The sequence below is a fragment of the Streptomyces sp. NPDC001507 genome, assembly GCF_042894765.1.
In the GTDB taxonomy this organism is placed as follows: Bacteria; Actinomycetota; Actinomycetes; order Streptomycetales; family Streptomycetaceae; genus Streptomyces.
The window spans coordinates 283,608-297,377 of the sequence record NZ_JBIAVV010000006.1 but is presented as its reverse complement, the minus strand read 5'-3'; the positions used below and the strand labels follow the sequence as shown (position 1 = coordinate 297,377).

Below are 13,770 nucleotides of genomic sequence, written 5' to 3'. Positions count from 1 at the left end.
TCTTGTGTCAGCGGGTGCGTCGCCGCGCCCGTACGGCGATGCGGGGAGGACGGGCGAGGGCGAGCCGGTCGCGCTCCTCGTCGAGGACGGCGGTGAGGTCGTCCTTCACCTGTCGGGGGTCTCGGAAGCGGACGTCCGCGCGGGCTTTGATGCGGTGGCGGCTCACCAGGACGTGCGCCGCGCCGACTCCGGGGACCCGCATGGCGGCGTCGCGCAGCAGGACGGCGGCGCTGTTGCGGTCCACGAAGGCCCGCAATCGCGGGCAGCCGGCGGGTGAGCGCAGGGGCAGCCAGCGTCGCTGACCGGGGGTGAGGGCCAGGACGATCAGCCAGACGCCGACGGCGGCGGCCACGGCGGCCCCCGTCAGCATCCACACGTCGTCCACCGGGCGGGTCGCCAGTTCGTCGGCCAGGTGCCGCCGCCAGGCCGCCGCCGGACGTCCCACCCGTACGGCGACGACGTCGACGAGCGCCGCGACCGCGGCCACGAGGATCACCGCGGCGACCATCGCCGCCGTGACGCGGCGCGCGGACCACTTGCGATGTGTTCGGTGTCCTCCTTCGCGCTCACCGGCTGTGAGGTCGGAGGTGGACACGTCGCGTTCGGGAGGGTCGGGCTCCTTCGCCAGGGGCACCGCGGCAGGGTGCGTGGTCGACTCGGAGCCGCGGCCCGGGGGACGTGGACCGGATGTCATCGCGATCGCCCTTCCTGCACGGCGTGCCCGGTGACCCGGGCCGCCCGGCCGCTCACCGGACCCGCCCCCGGCTCGAGTCGGTGGCGGTCACCAGCCGCCGGACGGTGAGGAGGACCTCTCCCACTCGCAGCCCGGTCAGCTGGGCGACCCGTTCGGCGACGTCCCGCTGGATCCGCTCGCAGACACGGGGGATGTCGGTGGGGTAGGGCAGGTCCATGGTCAGATGCAGGCGCACCGATCCGGTACGGACGGCGGCGGAGGCGTGGGGTGCCGCCGGTCCGCCGCGGTCGGGTGGTACGGCGGCGCGCCGGGACTGGGCCGTGCGTGCGGCCTGGGCGGCGATACGGGCGACCACCCTGTCCGGGATGACGGTGGCGCCCCGCTCGGCCGGGGGCGGCAGCCCGGCGGCCGGCGCCGGCGGGCCCGACCCCTCGCCGGGGGAACCGGGCCGGGTCTTCACCGCTGCCTCCGTGTCCGGAGGTCCAGGTCGCCCTGTACGACGAGGCCGACGATCAGCCCCGCCGCACCCAGGACCAGCACCAGCAGAAAGGCCCAGAAGCCGCCGAAGTAGCCGGCGAAGCCGAGGGCCATGCCGGCCGCGAGTCCCGTCGTTGCTGTGTTCATCTCGCACTCACCCGTCTCGCGAGCGTCCCACTTCGCCGTGATCATCCGCTCGGGCCCGAGGACACGGCGGTGCTCCCGGCAGCGGTCACCTCACGCGGCCCTCGTCCGGTCCGGTCTGTTCCTCCTCGTCGTCGGGCAGGTGGACGTCGTCGACGGCGATGTTCACCTCGACGACCTCCAGGCCCGTCATCCGCTCCACGGCGCTGATGACATTGACGCGTACGCCGCCCGCGACGTCGACGATGGAGACGCCGTACTCGACGACGACGTCCAGGTCCACCGCGGCCTGCCGTTCCCCGACCTCGACCTTGACGCCGCGGGTGACCGCTCCGCCTCCGCCTGCGCCGGGGACGCGTTCGCGCATGGCGCCGAAGGCGCGGGCCATCCCCGCGCCCAGGCTGTGGATGCCCGGTACCTCGCGGGCGGCCATGCCCGCGATCTTGGCCACCACACCGTCCGCGATGGTGGTCCTGCCCCGTGTCTCGGCCGGAGCCCCGGCCCCGGTGCGGCCCTTGAGCGCGCTCACGCCCGCTTCGGGCCGGCTGCCCCCGCCGACGCTGGTGATGTTGTCCGTCATGGCGGTCGCCTCGATCGGTCGGCCGGGCACCGGAATGGTGCCCGTCGAACGTTGGACATACCGGGCGGCACAATCCTCACGCGTCTGGCATGTGATGTGCGTCACAACTCGTATCAGGGGTACACGATCGTTCCGAGCCTGCGTGGGAGCGCCATGATCGAACGCACTGCTTCCCCACGACTGGGATGCGACCTGCCCGACCGCCTGCTGGCCGTACGGGCGGCCGAGGGAGACGAGGACTCCTTCGCCGTTCTCGTCCAGCGGCACAGCCGGTCCCTGCTGACCCTGGCCCGTTGCATGCTGGGCAACCCCCAGGACGCCGAGGAGGCCGTTCAGGACGCCTTCGTCAGCGCCTGGCGCCACCTGCCGGAATACCGCCACAGGGCGGAGTTCCACACCTGGATGTACCGGATCACCGTCAACCGCTGCCAGACCATGTGCCGCCGCCGACCGCCGCCCCTCCCCCTGGACGCCGTCGCCGAACCCGCGGCGGGCGACGCGTGCCAGCCCGCCCGGACCGCCGAGCAGGACGCGGCCACGGCCGCCCTGTCCCGCGCACTCGCCGAGCTGGACGCCGGGCAGCGGGTCTGCTGGATCCTGAGGGAGGTGCAGGGCTTGCCCTACAAGGAGATCGCGCACGTGACGCGTACCGGCGAGCAGACGGTACGCGGCAGACTGTTCAGGGCACGCCGATCCCTGCAGGAGGCGATGGGCCCATGGCGCTAGACGACCCGCACACGCGGCCTCCCGGACCGCCCGGAGCCGACGGGCCCCGCAACGGCTCGGCCGCCGCCGACGTGCCCCCGATCGCAGGCGATGAGGTACTGCCCTGCGGCCGCCTGCTCAGCCGGGTCTGGGAACAGGCGCGGGACGCACCGCCGGCCGCCGACCTGCACCCGGTGTCCTGTCCTCACTGCCGAGAGGCAGTCGAGGGACTGGCAACGGTGAACGCGGCCGCCCGGGCGCTGCGCGACGAGGACCCTCCGGGCCTGCACGCACTCGCGGACCGGGTCATGGACGTCGTCAGGGCAGAGGCCCGGTTCGGGCGACTGCTGCCCCTGGCCGACCCCGACCGCGACCTGCGGATCGCCGAGAGCGCCGCGGCGAAGGTGCTGAGGCAGGCCGCGGACACGGTCCCCGGTGCCAGGGCCGCGACCTGCCGGCTCGTACCCGAGGGCAACGGCACCGACGTGCGGGTGACCATGACCCTGGCCGCCGCCCTCGACCGCCCGCTGCCCGACCGGGTCCACCAGGTACGCCGAACGGTCCTCCACTCGGCCGGACAGGACCTGGGGCTCACGGTGACAGCCGTCGACATCACCGTGGCCGACGTTCTGGAACCGGGGCCGACCCCAGGTCCCCGCCTCCCGACGGGCGGTGGCGCATGATGACCGCCACCGGCACCACCGCGCTCCCCGGCGTCGCGGCCGAGGCAGCCCTCGCGGTTCCTGGCGTGGCCGCCCTGCAACCCCGCCTCGCCCGGCGCCTCGCGGCAGCCGCCGCGCCCACCCGGGCGGACACCACGCCACCCGAGGCGGGCATACGCGCCGACCGGGCGCCGGACGGGTCGGGATGGCACATCGAGGTGCGCTGCGTCCTGACGGAGGGTCGGCGGGCGCTGGACATCGCCCGAATCGTCCACGACCGGGTGACAGCCGCCCTCGTCACCCACCTCGCCACCCACGGTGCCGCGGAGCCGGTCACCGTCGCGGTCACGGTGACCGGTATTGCCGCCTGGCGCGACGCGGCATGAGCGGCGGCGCGGGCACAGGCCCCACGAACCGTCGTTCGGCAAGCGGCAGGTCGCCGACCGTGGGAGCGCGCTGCTCCCCGTCCGGAAGTCCTACATGGGTGGTCGCGGCTCAAGCCTCAGTGCCGCCGACGATCCGGCTCCCGTACGGGGTGACCGGCTGTGAGTTACTCCTCCGGACGTGCCCGTCGAAGCCCGCCCACCATGGAGCTCCAGACTCTGGCGTGTCGCATAAGACATCGGCCTGTCGAGCCGCTTTTGTACAGAGCAGCCGTGGCGGCCCCGTCCGCGGGCGAACGCCGGAGCGTGACTGTTCACGGATTGACGCTCACTGCGGTGATTACCAAGCTGGTGGGGGGGTTGCGGAAGGGACTGCGGTCGTGAGCGGTGGACAAAGTGGGCTCACTCGATTGCTGACAGCAGCGGAGACAGCGGCGCCGGCGGACGCCGTCGACGTGATCGCGGAGGACCTGCGGCGGCGTTTCGAGGCCACTAAGGTCTCTTTCCTCATCGTGGACCTGACGGGGAAGGCGGTGGCTCGGCTGTCCACCGCTCCCACTCAGGGTGGGCGGCAGGCCGAGCGGGTTCCCCTGTTCGGCAGTGTCTACGAGGAGGTGATCCGTACCCAGCGCCTGTATCAGGACGCGACCGGCGAGGGGCAGCGGGTGATCGTGCCCGTCACCAACCGCGGGGATGCGATCGGGCTGCTGGAACTGCTCCTGCCGACCGGCCCTGGCGAGGATGTGCTCGACGCAGTCGGGGAAGCCGCCCACATCCTGGCCTACATCGTGATCGCCAACGGCCGCTTCACCGATCTCTACACCTGGGGCAAACGCTCCAAGCCGGCCACCCTGGCAGCTGAAATCCAGTACCAGCTGCTGCCCCTGTCGCTGTCGTGCGAGGCCGCACAGTTCACCCTGTGCGGGAACCTGGAGCCCTCCGAGGACCTCAGCGGCGACACCTTCGACTACACCGTGGACCGCGACACCTTGCACGTGTCGGTGACCGATCCCATGGGCCACGACATGGATTCCGCCCTGGCCGCCACGGTCCTGGTGGGCGCCCTGCGCGGTGCCCGCCGGGCGGGCACCGGCCTGGGCGAACAGGCCCACCGGGCAGACCAGGCACTGATCGAACACGGCCACGGTCATGCCACCGGGCAGCTCCTGCGCATCAATCTCCATACCGGGCGGGCCCGGTTCGTCAACGCCGGTCATCCCTGGCCGCTGCGCATGCGCGACGGGGCTGTGGAGACGATTGCCTGCGAGGTGGACCATCCCTTCGGGCTGTCTGAGCTGACTCCCCACCCGTACCGTGTGCAGGACCTCGACCTGCGGCCCGGTGACCGTCTGCTCATGGTCACCGACGGCATGCTCGAACGTCACGGAGAGAAGGTCGATCTGCCCGCCCTGCTGGGGTGCACCCGGAATCTGCACCCGAGGGAGACCGCGCTGGCGCTGACGTCCGCGGTCCGGGACGCCGCCGACGGCCGGCTCGAAGACGATGCCACCGCCGTCTGCCTGGACTGGCACGGCCCCCAGGAGACCCAGCGGCACGTCAGCAGCGGCGCAGACACCCGGCAAGCCTCAGCCGCACGCACGAAGGACCAGTCGTGACCTGGGTGAACGGTGCCAACGCGAATGAGACATCACGAGGTGTCTGGAGAACCGTCCCACTTCTCCTCGGCGGCCCACCCATCGGGCGGCGCCGGGTCGGTGACGGGGGCCGCGAGCATCGGGTCCGGCAGCGCCCACATGCGCCATGCCTTCCACGCGGGCGCCCCTTCGTGCGGTGCTGCTGTTCCCCGTTACTCGAGTAGACCGAGTTCCCAAGCACTCGCCGGTGCCTTTGCCGAGTTGCTAGGCAGCCTCTTTGGCAGCCCGCCCCATGACTTGCGGACAACCGTGCACCAGAATGAGGGCTCGAAGCCGTTCGTGCGATGGCCGATGGAGGGCGACCGTAAGGCGGCCCAGACGGCTGTCTGTCATTGCCGGTCGCGAGTGGGCGGGGAGTCAACTCATTCTCAGCCTGCTCCGGCCAGGTTGGGCATTGGTTCGGGCGAAGCCATCCGGCTGTGGTCGGTAGATGCCGATACGCCGGGATCGATGCGACGGTTGCGCGATGCCGTCCCGGACGGGGGTCTGACTCTTGAGATCTTTGACCGAAGTGTCCAGTCACAGGCTTGTCGACCGTCGTTGCGGGCTGGCTTCTGCTGTCACCGAGCCACAGGGCGTGTCCCAATAGGGGCCTTGCCGAGTTCCAGGCGCCATCACGGTTCAGACCGCCCGAGCGGGCCGGTGCCATCCACTCAGCGTGTCACCCTGCGGGAGGCGAACCACCATGACGACCAGACAGCGCATCACCTCCTCCAGTACGGATCCTCCCGTGCGGAGAGAAGTCGTGCTCGGCGTGGACACGCACGGTGAGGTGCACGTCGCCGCCGTGGTGTCCCCGCTGGGCAAGATCCTGGGCACCGAGTCCTTTCCGGCGGTGGCCGGCCGGTTACCGGCGGCTGCTCGTGTGGGCCCGCAGGCGGGGGACGGTGCGCCGGGCCGGTGTGGAGGGCACTGGCACCTTCGGCGCGGGCCTGTCCCGCTACCTGCTGGCGCAGCAGATCCAGGTGTTCGAAGTGAATCGGCCTGACCGCACAGCCCGCCGTCTGCTCGGCAAGTCGGACCCGCTCGATGCGCAGGCCGCAGCGCGAGCCGTGCTCAGCGGTCGCACCCGGGCCCAGGCCAAGTCCGGCGACGGACCCGTGCAAGGCGCCCGGATCTACAAACTCGCCAAGGACTCCGCGGTCAAGGCCCGCACACAGGCGATCAACCAGCTCAAGGCCGTCCTAGTGATCGCCGACCGCCCTGCGGGAACGGTTGTCGAGCTTGGGCAATGCCGAGCTGTTCCGCACCTGCGCGACCCTCAGCCCACCCGATGGTGGGGGAGACGAGGACGCGGTGGTCCAGGCCACCCACATGACATTACGCATGCTCGCCGAACGCATCGAACAGCTCACCGGGCAGATCAACGAGCTGAACCAACGCCTGACCCGACTCGTCGAACGCCACGCGCCGCAACTGCTCGTACCGATGGGCATCGGCCCGGACAGCGCCGTCACTCTCCTGATCACCATGGGGGACAATCCCGAGCGGCTGAACACCGAGGCGTCCTTTGCTGCCCTTTGCGGAGTCAGCCCCATCGAGTACTCCTCCGGGCGGCGCATCACGCGACGGCTCAACCACGGCGGCGACCGGCAGGCCAACGCCGCCCTGCACCGCATCGTGTTCACCCGCCTGCGCCACGACCCCCGAACCCAGGCGTACTACGAACGCCGCACCCAGGAAGGCAAGACCCGGCGCGAGATCATCCGATGCCTCAAACGATATGCCGCCCGCGAGGTCTTCAACCTGGTCAGAACGGTATCCAGCGTTCCCCCGTTATAGGGGCGTCCGTGAGAGCGGCGCGCGACGAGAAGCCCCGCAGGTGCGGCCCGGCTGGCTTCTGAGTAGGCGGGTTTCAGTGTCCGCCGTGGGCACCGTTGCACTCGGATTCTCCTCTCTCAAGCACCCGAAGCAAGGACGCGGTGACGACACGTGTCTTATGGCCGGCGCGCAGCATCCGACCCGGGAACTCTTCGCGACCAACCAGGACATACCCTTCACTCTTGCAAAGCCCACCGCCTTTGGAGGCTTCTGCGGCACTGCCGTGGAGCGGCTCTTCGAGACGAACGGATGATGGTGTCCGGCCGGCCGGGCCCTGCATCACAGCCGCCCCGCCGGGGTCACCGAGGACGACAGCACCCACAACACCCGCCGCTCCTCACTCCAGGTCGCCGCCGCCCGGGTCGTCGACGGCAGGCTGCACCGCGACCGCGACGAGCCTGTCCGACTTGATCTGCTTCCTGATTGCGATTAGCACGAGAAGCGATACCCGGCCTGCCAAGGTGGGTCCGGGCCCGGTTCCCCGAGCACTCCTACGCGGCCGCCGAGCTGAACAGCCGTCCCCGCAAGGTGCTGGATGGCAAACACCGACGGAACTCTTCGCCGAGCTCGTCGCCACAGCGGAGTGATCATGTTGCGATGATCAGGCGGAAGTCAGCGCCCTTCACAGCATGTCCGGGGATAGCGGGTACGAGCTGGTCCGGTAGCGGCTGCGGAATTCGGCGAGCAGTTGGTCGGTCGCTTCTGCACCGGCGCTCACGGCGGCATGGACGTCGCGGAAGTAGTTCTCGTAGCCGGCCGGGGTGTAGAGGCACAGGGCTCGTGCAGGAGCCGGGCCTTCGTTACGGAAGCCGTGAGGGGTGCCGCGGGTCGCGGCGAGCAGATGTCCCAGGCCGGCCGTCACCTCGCCGTCCCCGGTGTGGAGGGTCAACTCACCTTCAAGGACGTAGAAGTACTCGTCATGTCCTTCGTGTACGTGGGGCCTGGCTCCGATGGTGCCCGGCGCGAGACTGAACTCCTCGAAGGCGAAGCGTCCCCCCGTCTGCTCGCCGGTGAGTCGGAAGAAGTGCGCGACGCCGGCGACCTCTATGAGCTCGCCGTCCGAGGGGCGGCGCAGGAGCGGACGAGGCGCCTTGCGGGAAGGGCTGTCGGTCATGGCGTCATTGTGGCCCAGAGAACTTTCCTTGATCGACTTGAGCTGCCGGGTCGGGACGGACCGGCGGATCACGTGATCCGCCGGTCGCGGCTGGAAATGGCGCGCCTCCTGGTACGCCGACTTCTTCCCGGATGTGACGGCCAACGTGGCCCGGCCCTTCTGGTGAGAGCGGAGCTGGAGGCGCTGCGTCACCGCATCGGGCGCGGTCCGGCGAGGGATCGCTTCAGCGGCGCCAGGGCATCCCCGTCGTGGCGGGGCCGTGGGGGTCGGTGAGGGCAGCGAGGATGGTCTCGCAGATCTCGGTGAAGGCGCGGGTCTGCTCGCTGCTGAGGTGGTCGAAGATCGCGGCGCGGACGGTGGCGACGTGTCCGGGCGCGATCCGTGCCAGGGCGGCCATGCCCTCGTCCGTCAGAACGGCGAACTGGGTACGCCTGTCGGTGGAGCAATTCTCGCGGCGAACCCAGCCGTCCTCCTCCAGTCGGCGGACCGCATGGGTGAGCCGGCCGCGGGAGATTTTGAGCTGCTCGGCCAGATCTGTCATCCGCAGGCGTCGGTCGGAGGCGTCAGAGAGGCGGACCATCACTGTGTAGTACAGGTGGATGATGCCCGCTGTGCTTCTCAGCTGCTGGTCGATGGTGTCTTCCAGCAGGGCGCTGGCGTTGCAGTAGGCGCGCCAGGCGTGCTGCTGCTCGGCGTTCAGCCAGCGAGTCTTCTCCATGTGCGGGACCCTAGCACTGCTTCAACTTTTAAGAAAGTGTCGGGTGAACGCTTGAAAGTTTAAGCTCTGCGCCCTAGCGTCAGTCCTGCCCAGGTGCTGAAAAGTTTAAGCACTTCTCGACTCTCAGGAGCTGTCATGAACCCCCTGCGCAGGACTCTGATCGGAGCACTCACGCTCAGCGTGCTGGCGGGCGGCGCCACCGCCGCTCTCGCCGATTCCCCCTCCCGTGGCGCCGACACCCCGCGCCTCGTGCCCACGAGCGAGCAGGCGCAACTGCAGAAGCTGTATCAGCAGGCCCTGGCTGAGGGCGGGACCCTGACCGTCTACGCAGGCGGCGACACGCCCTACCAGGCCGACTACCTCCGTGATGCCTTCCTCAAGAAGTTCCCGAAGATCAAGTTCAACATGGTCACGGACCTCAGCAAGTACCACGACGCCCGCATCGACAACCAGATCGCCACCGACAGAGTCGTCGCGGACGTCGCCCAGCTGCAGACCCTCGACGACTTCCCGTACTGGAAGAAGGAGGGCGTGCTGGCGAAGTACAAGCCGGTCGGCTGGGACAAGGTCTACAACCAGATCAAGGACAAGGACGGCTACTACACCGGCGTGATGTTCTTCGGCTTCGCCGACGTCACCGCCAAGACGCTCGGCAGCGACGCGCCCGTCGAGGCGAAGGACTTCCTCAAGCCCGAGTTCAAGAACAAGCTCGTCTTCACCTACCCCAACGACGACGACGCCGTCCTCTTCTACTTCAAGCAGCTCACCGACAAGTACGGCCTCGGCTACCTGAAGAAGCTCCTGGCCCAGCACCCGAAGTTCGTCCGTGGCACCCAGGCCGCCGCCGACACGGTCGGCACCGGCGGCTATGTCGCGAACTTCGGCAGCGCCGGCAGTTTCTCCGGCCTGTCCACCACCAGCATTCCGCAGCACAGCCCCTGGGTCACCTGGCCGCAGACCGCCGCCATCCTCAAGAAGGCCCCGCACAAGGCCGCGGCCAAGCTCTACCTGAGCTGGCTGCTGTCCAAGGACGCCCAGACCAACTCCATCGGCACCTGGAGCGCCCGCACCGATGTCGCCGCACCTGCGGGCCGCAAGCCCATCTTCAACTACAAGAACACGAACCCGCTCGCCCTCGGCAAGTTCATGGGCAACCGGACCGCCCTCGACCGCTACAAGGCGCTGATCACCCTCTACGTCGGCGACGTCAAGGGCGTCGACCCCTCCGACCCGGGCGGCGTCCTCGGCCTGTACCCGATCAACCGCGACGGCACCCAGGGCTGACGAGCGCTCGGCTTCGATCCGAAGCCGAGCGCCCTGCGTCCTCGCATCGGACGTGCATCATCAAGCGCTCCGCCGCGTGCCCTTTCCCGCCGCAAAGAGGGCCGCAGACGCACAGCTTCGGGCCAAGGCTCGGCCAGGCCGGCCCAACTCAACCTGGCCCTCGACTGAACCGGAGATGGACATGGAATCGTTGCATCCACAGGCTGGCGACACATATCAGGTGGAGAAGGACAACTGCATCCACTTCCACATGGTCGACTTCGTCGCCTGGAACAACCGTAAGTTCGACATGCAGGCTTACTACCACGCGTCAGACGTCTACGTGGAGATGGGCGGCGCGGCGACCGCCGACGTCGACGAGCACATCGCCGCCATGAAGGACATCCTGGTCGACAACCCCGAGGCCCGGATCCTCCAGCACTACCCGCAGGTCGCGCAGGGCGAGTGGACGGCGGTCGTCGGCCACTACGTCCCCGGCGACTTCCGCCTCTGCACCTTCGCCCGCCACCGCGAAGGGCAGATAGTGGAGGAGTACCTCTTCATGCGAGAGCTCACGGAGGAGGAGCCCGACCCGTACGAGGACGAGAAGCCCTTCGTCACCATCACCAGCCCCGATGACAAGCTCCTTCAGGTCGCAGCCGATGTCCGCCCCGGCTGGAGCGCTGTCATCCGCGGCGACGAACTGGGCAAGCGATCGGCCACCTTCACCCGTCGCGAGGGCGGCGAGATCGTCGAACAACTGCGGTTCGCGGCGATCTAGCATGAGCTCGGAGTGATTCGCTCTCGGTTGCGCCGGCTTGTGCCGGCGCAACCGCGTCATGTTCCAGACGGGTGTCAGCCTGACGGCCCGAGTGCAGACCGTCGCGGCGATACCCACTCTTCGCGGCTGCCGAACCTCGGAACACGACGTGGAGTCGGGCCGGGCGGCGGATCACGACCAGGTCAGCAGGCGGTTCGCGGTGGTAGCCGGGAGCGAGCGGTACTTCGGGGAAGCGATCCAGCAGTTGCTCCAGGACGACGCGGGCCTCCAGTCGGACCGGCGGTGCGCCGAGACATGTGAGGATGCCGTATCCGGAGGCCATGGTGAGGGCGCCCGATGGGCAGGTCGAGCGAGTAGCCCGCAGTGTCGGTACCGCAGCCAGTTCATCCCAGGTGGCGGACTGAAGGACGACGGCGAAGCGGTCGCCGGGCTTCACGGACATCCGGATATCTCCCGTTCCTCCGTGTTGTGTTGCCGTCGGCAGGCTGGCCCCACGGTCCTTGCCTTGACGGACTCCGGTCCGCGCCCATCCCGACGGTATTGCGTGCACTACCCGATCGTCGGCAAAGGGCCGTTGACGTTGTCGACTTCGCGCCGCCGGGGACTGCGCCGGTGAGTGTGTAAGGCGCAAATGCCCAAGTACTCCGGTGGCGCCGACGTGGCCACTGCTCCGCGCACGCCGTCCTGCAGGCCGAGTCGGTCTCTTTCGGCCGGGATTACGATGGGGCGGCCTTCGTTGGTCCCCCCGCGGTGCCGTGACGATGAGCAGGCGGCATTCCCAGGGGTCTTCCCGTGGGATGTCAGAGCACGGGCATCGTCGTGTCCAGGGCTGCGGCCAGGTCGGCGATGAGGTCGTCGGGGTCTTCGAGTCCCACCGCCAGACGCAGCAGGCCGTGGGTGCGGAACACCTCGGGGAACAGGGCGGCGCGGCCGGCCGGGGTGTCCTCGTAGACGATGAGGGTCTCGTCGTGTCCCAGGGACACCGCGGAGGTGATCAGCCGCAGGCTGTTGACGAAGGCGTTGCGGGTGTCGTGGTCGGCGTCGAGTGCGAAAGCGATCAGCGCGCCGAAGCCCTGCCCGCCGAACTGTCGCTGGGCGAGTTCATGTTGCGGGTGCGAGGCGAGTCCCGGATAGGCGACGTGCAGTACGCGGGAATCGCTGTTCAGGAACTCCGCCACGCGCTGGGCGCTGGCGAGGTGCTGACGTAGGCGGAGCGGCAGGGTGATCGAACCTCGTGAGATCAGCCACGCGTTGAACGGGGAGATGGCGCCGCCCACATTGATCATGGCCTCGGACTTGATGGGGAGGATCAGCTCCCGCGGCCCGATGACGGCGCCGCCCATGGCGTCGCCGTGCCCGTTGATGTATTTGGTCAGGGAGTGGACCACCAGGTCGGCGCCGTGCTCCAGCGGGCGGAACAGGGGTGGCGGAGTACAGGTGGAGTCCACGGTCAGCAGCGCGCCCGCCGCATGGGCGATGTCGGCAAGGGCAGCGATGTCGGCTGTCTTGACGGTCGGGTTGGCGATGACCTCGGTGTGGATGATCCGTGTGGTGGGACGCATCGCGGCACGCACGGCTTCAAGATCGGTGACGTCGACGAACGTCGCTTCGATGCCCGACTTGGCCGGCAGTAGCTCGGCGAACAGTCGCCATACGGCGCTGTAGGTGACGTCGGAGACGACGACGTGGTCCCCGGCGCGGAGGTGGGTGAAGAACACGGCGTGCAAAGCCGCCACGCCGCTGGCCAGGACGACCGCGTCCTCGGCGCCCTCCAGGACGGCGAGTTTGGTCTGGAGGGCGAGCTGGTTCGCGCCGGACTCCCGGGTGTAGACCAGCAGGTCGGGGTTGTCCGGGTCGAGTGTGAACGGGTCGCCGGGCAGGGTGTAGGAGTTCGCCATGACGATCGGTGTACGGATCGCGCCCGTGCCCACGTCAGCCTCGTTGCCGCAGTGCACCGCCTGGGTCTGGAACGCGAGCGTGGCCGGGTCGTGCTTGTCGGGCCCGGACGGCCGAGTGCTCGAATTCGGCATGGAGATCCTCGATTCGCTGCTCTCAGGTGGTGGTCTGGGCCTGTGCGGGGCTGATGAAGTGCACGGCGGCCTGTCGGGTGTGCGGGGCGAGCAGGCCCTGGAGTTCTTCCGCCGCGGCCTTGAGGAGGTCGCCGTCCCGGTCGGCGTGGAGGGTTTCGAGGACGAAGGCGACGTGGGTGGAGTCCTCGGTGACGCGGGTGCGGTGGGCGTCGCGGTGGTTCCAGTGGCGGGTGAGGACCCCGGTGGTGTCGGCGTAGATGATCTCGCCGGGCTTGGGGTTCTCGACGGTGTCGGGTTCGCCGAGCGGGGTGAAGGACTCGGTGCCGTCCGCGTGGCGGATGTCGACGTCGCCGGTGACGTGGTCGAGGTCGAAGGCGCCGGCGGGCAGGGCGTGGCGGACGGAGACGGCGTTGTAGGAGTCGACGGCCGGGTTGATGCGCGGCAGGCTGCCCTTCTTGGTCAGGCGGCGGCCGAGCGCGTCGACGCTGGGGCGGATCCGGCGGGAGTTGGTGCCGAAGGAGCGGTAGGCGATGTGCCACGCCTCGATGCGGGGGTCGCTCTCGTCGGCGGGGTGCCAGGCGCCGTCGGCGAGCTGCTGTTCCAGCTTCTCCACGGCGACGGCGGTGTGGGGCCAGGACTCACGGCCACGCAGGCCGGTGGCGGTGACCAGGGCGATGAGGGTGTCGGGGAAGGCGTCTGCGACGGCGGGGGCGATGCGGAAGGAGGGCATGGGCGGCGTTACT

The 13,770-nt window shown here is 69.4% G+C and carries 15 protein-coding genes and 1 pseudogene; 8 read left to right on the top strand and 8 right to left on the bottom strand.

Features of this window, described 5'->3' with window-relative positions:
* Positions 1–7: 7 nt before the first annotated feature.
* The 4 genes from ACFY0K_RS21405 to ACFY0K_RS21390 form a co-directional block, all read right to left on the bottom strand.
* Positions 8–634, bottom strand: a complete 627-nt coding sequence (locus tag ACFY0K_RS21405; protein WP_359378543.1) for a DUF6286 domain-containing protein — start codon at positions 632–634, stop codon at positions 8–10.
* Positions 635–746: 112 nt separating this feature from the next.
* On the bottom strand, positions 747–1,154 hold the full coding sequence (locus ACFY0K_RS21400) for an Asp23/Gls24 family envelope stress response protein (protein WP_189304760.1): 408 nt from the start codon (positions 1,152–1,154) through the stop codon (positions 747–749).
* Positions 1,151–1,318 (bottom strand): hypothetical protein, encoded by a 168-nt coding sequence (locus ACFY0K_RS21395; protein WP_030645371.1) that lies wholly within the window; start codon positions 1,316–1,318, stop codon positions 1,151–1,153. Before ACFY0K_RS21395 ends, ACFY0K_RS21400 begins: the two co-directional genes overlap by 4 nt.
* Before the next feature lie 85 nt (positions 1,319–1,403).
* The gene (locus ACFY0K_RS21390) at positions 1,404–1,895 is read right to left on the bottom strand and encodes an Asp23/Gls24 family envelope stress response protein (RefSeq protein ID WP_390641136.1); all 492 of its coding nucleotides are present in this window, start codon (positions 1,893–1,895) and stop codon (positions 1,404–1,406) included.
* 153 nt (positions 1,896–2,048) lie between these two features.
* Here ACFY0K_RS21390 and ACFY0K_RS21385 point away from each other — a divergent pair, with 153 nt between their 5' ends.
* The 6 genes and pseudogenes from ACFY0K_RS21385 to ACFY0K_RS21360 all read left to right on the top strand — a co-directional run bounded on the left by ACFY0K_RS21385 (position 2,049) and on the right by ACFY0K_RS21360 (position 7,082).
* Positions 2,049–2,621: an RNA polymerase sigma factor gene (locus ACFY0K_RS21385; protein ID WP_390641135.1), complete on the top strand. Its 573-nt coding sequence runs from the start codon at positions 2,049–2,051 to the stop codon at positions 2,619–2,621.
* Complete coding sequence (locus tag ACFY0K_RS21380; RefSeq protein WP_390641134.1) at positions 2,612–3,283, top strand: hypothetical protein; 672 nt, start codon at positions 2,612–2,614, stop codon at positions 3,281–3,283. Before ACFY0K_RS21385 ends, ACFY0K_RS21380 begins: the two co-directional genes overlap by 10 nt.
* Positions 3,280–3,648 (top strand): hypothetical protein, encoded by a 369-nt coding sequence (locus ACFY0K_RS21375; RefSeq protein WP_310769928.1) that lies wholly within the window; start codon positions 3,280–3,282, stop codon positions 3,646–3,648. Before ACFY0K_RS21380 ends, ACFY0K_RS21375 begins: the two co-directional genes overlap by 4 nt.
* A 407-nt stretch (positions 3,649–4,055) precedes the next feature.
* Positions 4,056–5,261: a PP2C family protein-serine/threonine phosphatase gene (locus ACFY0K_RS21370; protein WP_390641133.1), complete on the top strand. Its 1,206-nt coding sequence runs from the start codon at positions 4,056–4,058 to the stop codon at positions 5,259–5,261.
* Between the two features lie 806 nt (positions 5,262–6,067).
* Positions 6,068–6,430 (top strand): annotated as a pseudogene (locus ACFY0K_RS21365) (IS110 family transposase); the annotation flags it as partial.
* A 94-nt stretch (positions 6,431–6,524) separates the two neighbouring features.
* On the top strand, positions 6,525–7,082 hold the full coding sequence (locus ACFY0K_RS21360; RefSeq protein ID WP_390641132.1) for a transposase: 558 nt from the start codon (positions 6,525–6,527) through the stop codon (positions 7,080–7,082).
* Positions 7,083–7,743: 661 nt separating this feature from the next.
* Here the strand turns inward: ACFY0K_RS21360 and ACFY0K_RS21355 are convergent.
* Together ACFY0K_RS21355 and ACFY0K_RS21350 are read right to left on the bottom strand one after the other, a co-directional pair.
* Complete coding sequence (locus tag ACFY0K_RS21355) at positions 7,744–8,235, bottom strand: cupin domain-containing protein (RefSeq protein WP_352357872.1); 492 nt, start codon at positions 8,233–8,235, stop codon at positions 7,744–7,746.
* 223 nt (positions 8,236–8,458) lie between these two features.
* Positions 8,459–8,953 (bottom strand): MarR family transcriptional regulator, encoded by a 495-nt coding sequence (locus ACFY0K_RS21350; protein ID WP_352357870.1) that lies wholly within the window; start codon positions 8,951–8,953, stop codon positions 8,459–8,461.
* A 135-nt stretch (positions 8,954–9,088) separates the two neighbouring features.
* On the opposite strand from ACFY0K_RS21350, the gene ACFY0K_RS21345 reads away from it, so the two are divergent.
* A complete protein-coding gene (locus ACFY0K_RS21345) occupies positions 9,089–10,237 on the top strand; it encodes an ABC transporter substrate-binding protein (protein WP_384612897.1) in 1,149 nt (382 codons plus the stop codon).
* Between the two features lie 220 nt (positions 10,238–10,457).
* A complete protein-coding gene (locus ACFY0K_RS21340; protein ID WP_390641131.1) occupies positions 10,458–10,997 on the top strand; it encodes a hypothetical protein in 540 nt (179 codons plus the stop codon).
* Positions 10,998–11,797: 800 nt separating this feature from the next.
* On the opposite strand, the gene ACFY0K_RS21335 is transcribed toward ACFY0K_RS21340, so the two are convergent.
* Together ACFY0K_RS21335 and ACFY0K_RS21330 are read right to left on the bottom strand one after the other, a co-directional pair.
* Entirely contained in the window at positions 11,798–13,027 is a 1,230-nt protein-coding gene (locus ACFY0K_RS21335) for a trans-sulfuration enzyme family protein (protein ID WP_384612947.1), read from the bottom strand.
* Between the two features lie 22 nt (positions 13,028–13,049).
* Positions 13,050–13,757 (bottom strand): B3/4 domain-containing protein, encoded by a 708-nt coding sequence (locus tag ACFY0K_RS21330; protein ID WP_390641130.1) that lies wholly within the window; start codon positions 13,755–13,757, stop codon positions 13,050–13,052.
* Positions 13,758–13,770 lie beyond the last annotated feature (13 nt).

What these genes read in the sequence shown, in the direction of transcription:
- ACFY0K_RS21395 (WP_030645371.1), bottom strand. Translation starts at nt 1,318, where the DNA reads ATGAACACAGCAACGACGGGACTCGCGGCCGGCATGGCCCTCGGCTTC.
- ACFY0K_RS21390 (WP_390641136.1), bottom strand. Translation starts at nt 1,895, where the DNA reads ATGACGGACAACATCACCAGCGTCGGCGGGGGCAGCCGGCCCGAAGCG.
- ACFY0K_RS21385 (WP_390641135.1), top strand. Translation starts at nt 2,049, where the DNA reads ATGATCGAACGCACTGCTTCCCCACGACTGGGATGCGACCTGCCCGAC.
- ACFY0K_RS21380 (WP_390641134.1), top strand. Translation starts at nt 2,612, where the DNA reads ATGGCGCTAGACGACCCGCACACGCGGCCTCCCGGACCGCCCGGAGCC.
- ACFY0K_RS21375 (WP_310769928.1), top strand. Translation starts at nt 3,280, where the DNA reads ATGATGACCGCCACCGGCACCACCGCGCTCCCCGGCGTCGCGGCCGAG.
- ACFY0K_RS21355 (WP_352357872.1), bottom strand. Translation starts at nt 8,235, where the DNA reads ATGACCGACAGCCCTTCCCGCAAGGCGCCTCGTCCGCTCCTGCGCCGC.
- ACFY0K_RS21350 (WP_352357870.1), bottom strand. Translation starts at nt 8,953, where the DNA reads ATGGAGAAGACTCGCTGGCTGAACGCCGAGCAGCAGCACGCCTGGCGC.
- ACFY0K_RS21345 (WP_384612897.1), top strand. Translation starts at nt 9,089, where the DNA reads ATGAACCCCCTGCGCAGGACTCTGATCGGAGCACTCACGCTCAGCGTG.
- ACFY0K_RS21335 (WP_384612947.1), bottom strand. Translation starts at nt 13,027, where the DNA reads ATGCCGAATTCGAGCACTCGGCCGTCCGGGCCCGACAAGCACGACCCG.
- ACFY0K_RS21330 (WP_390641130.1), bottom strand. Translation starts at nt 13,757, where the DNA reads ATGCCCTCCTTCCGCATCGCCCCCGCCGTCGCAGACGCCTTCCCCGAC.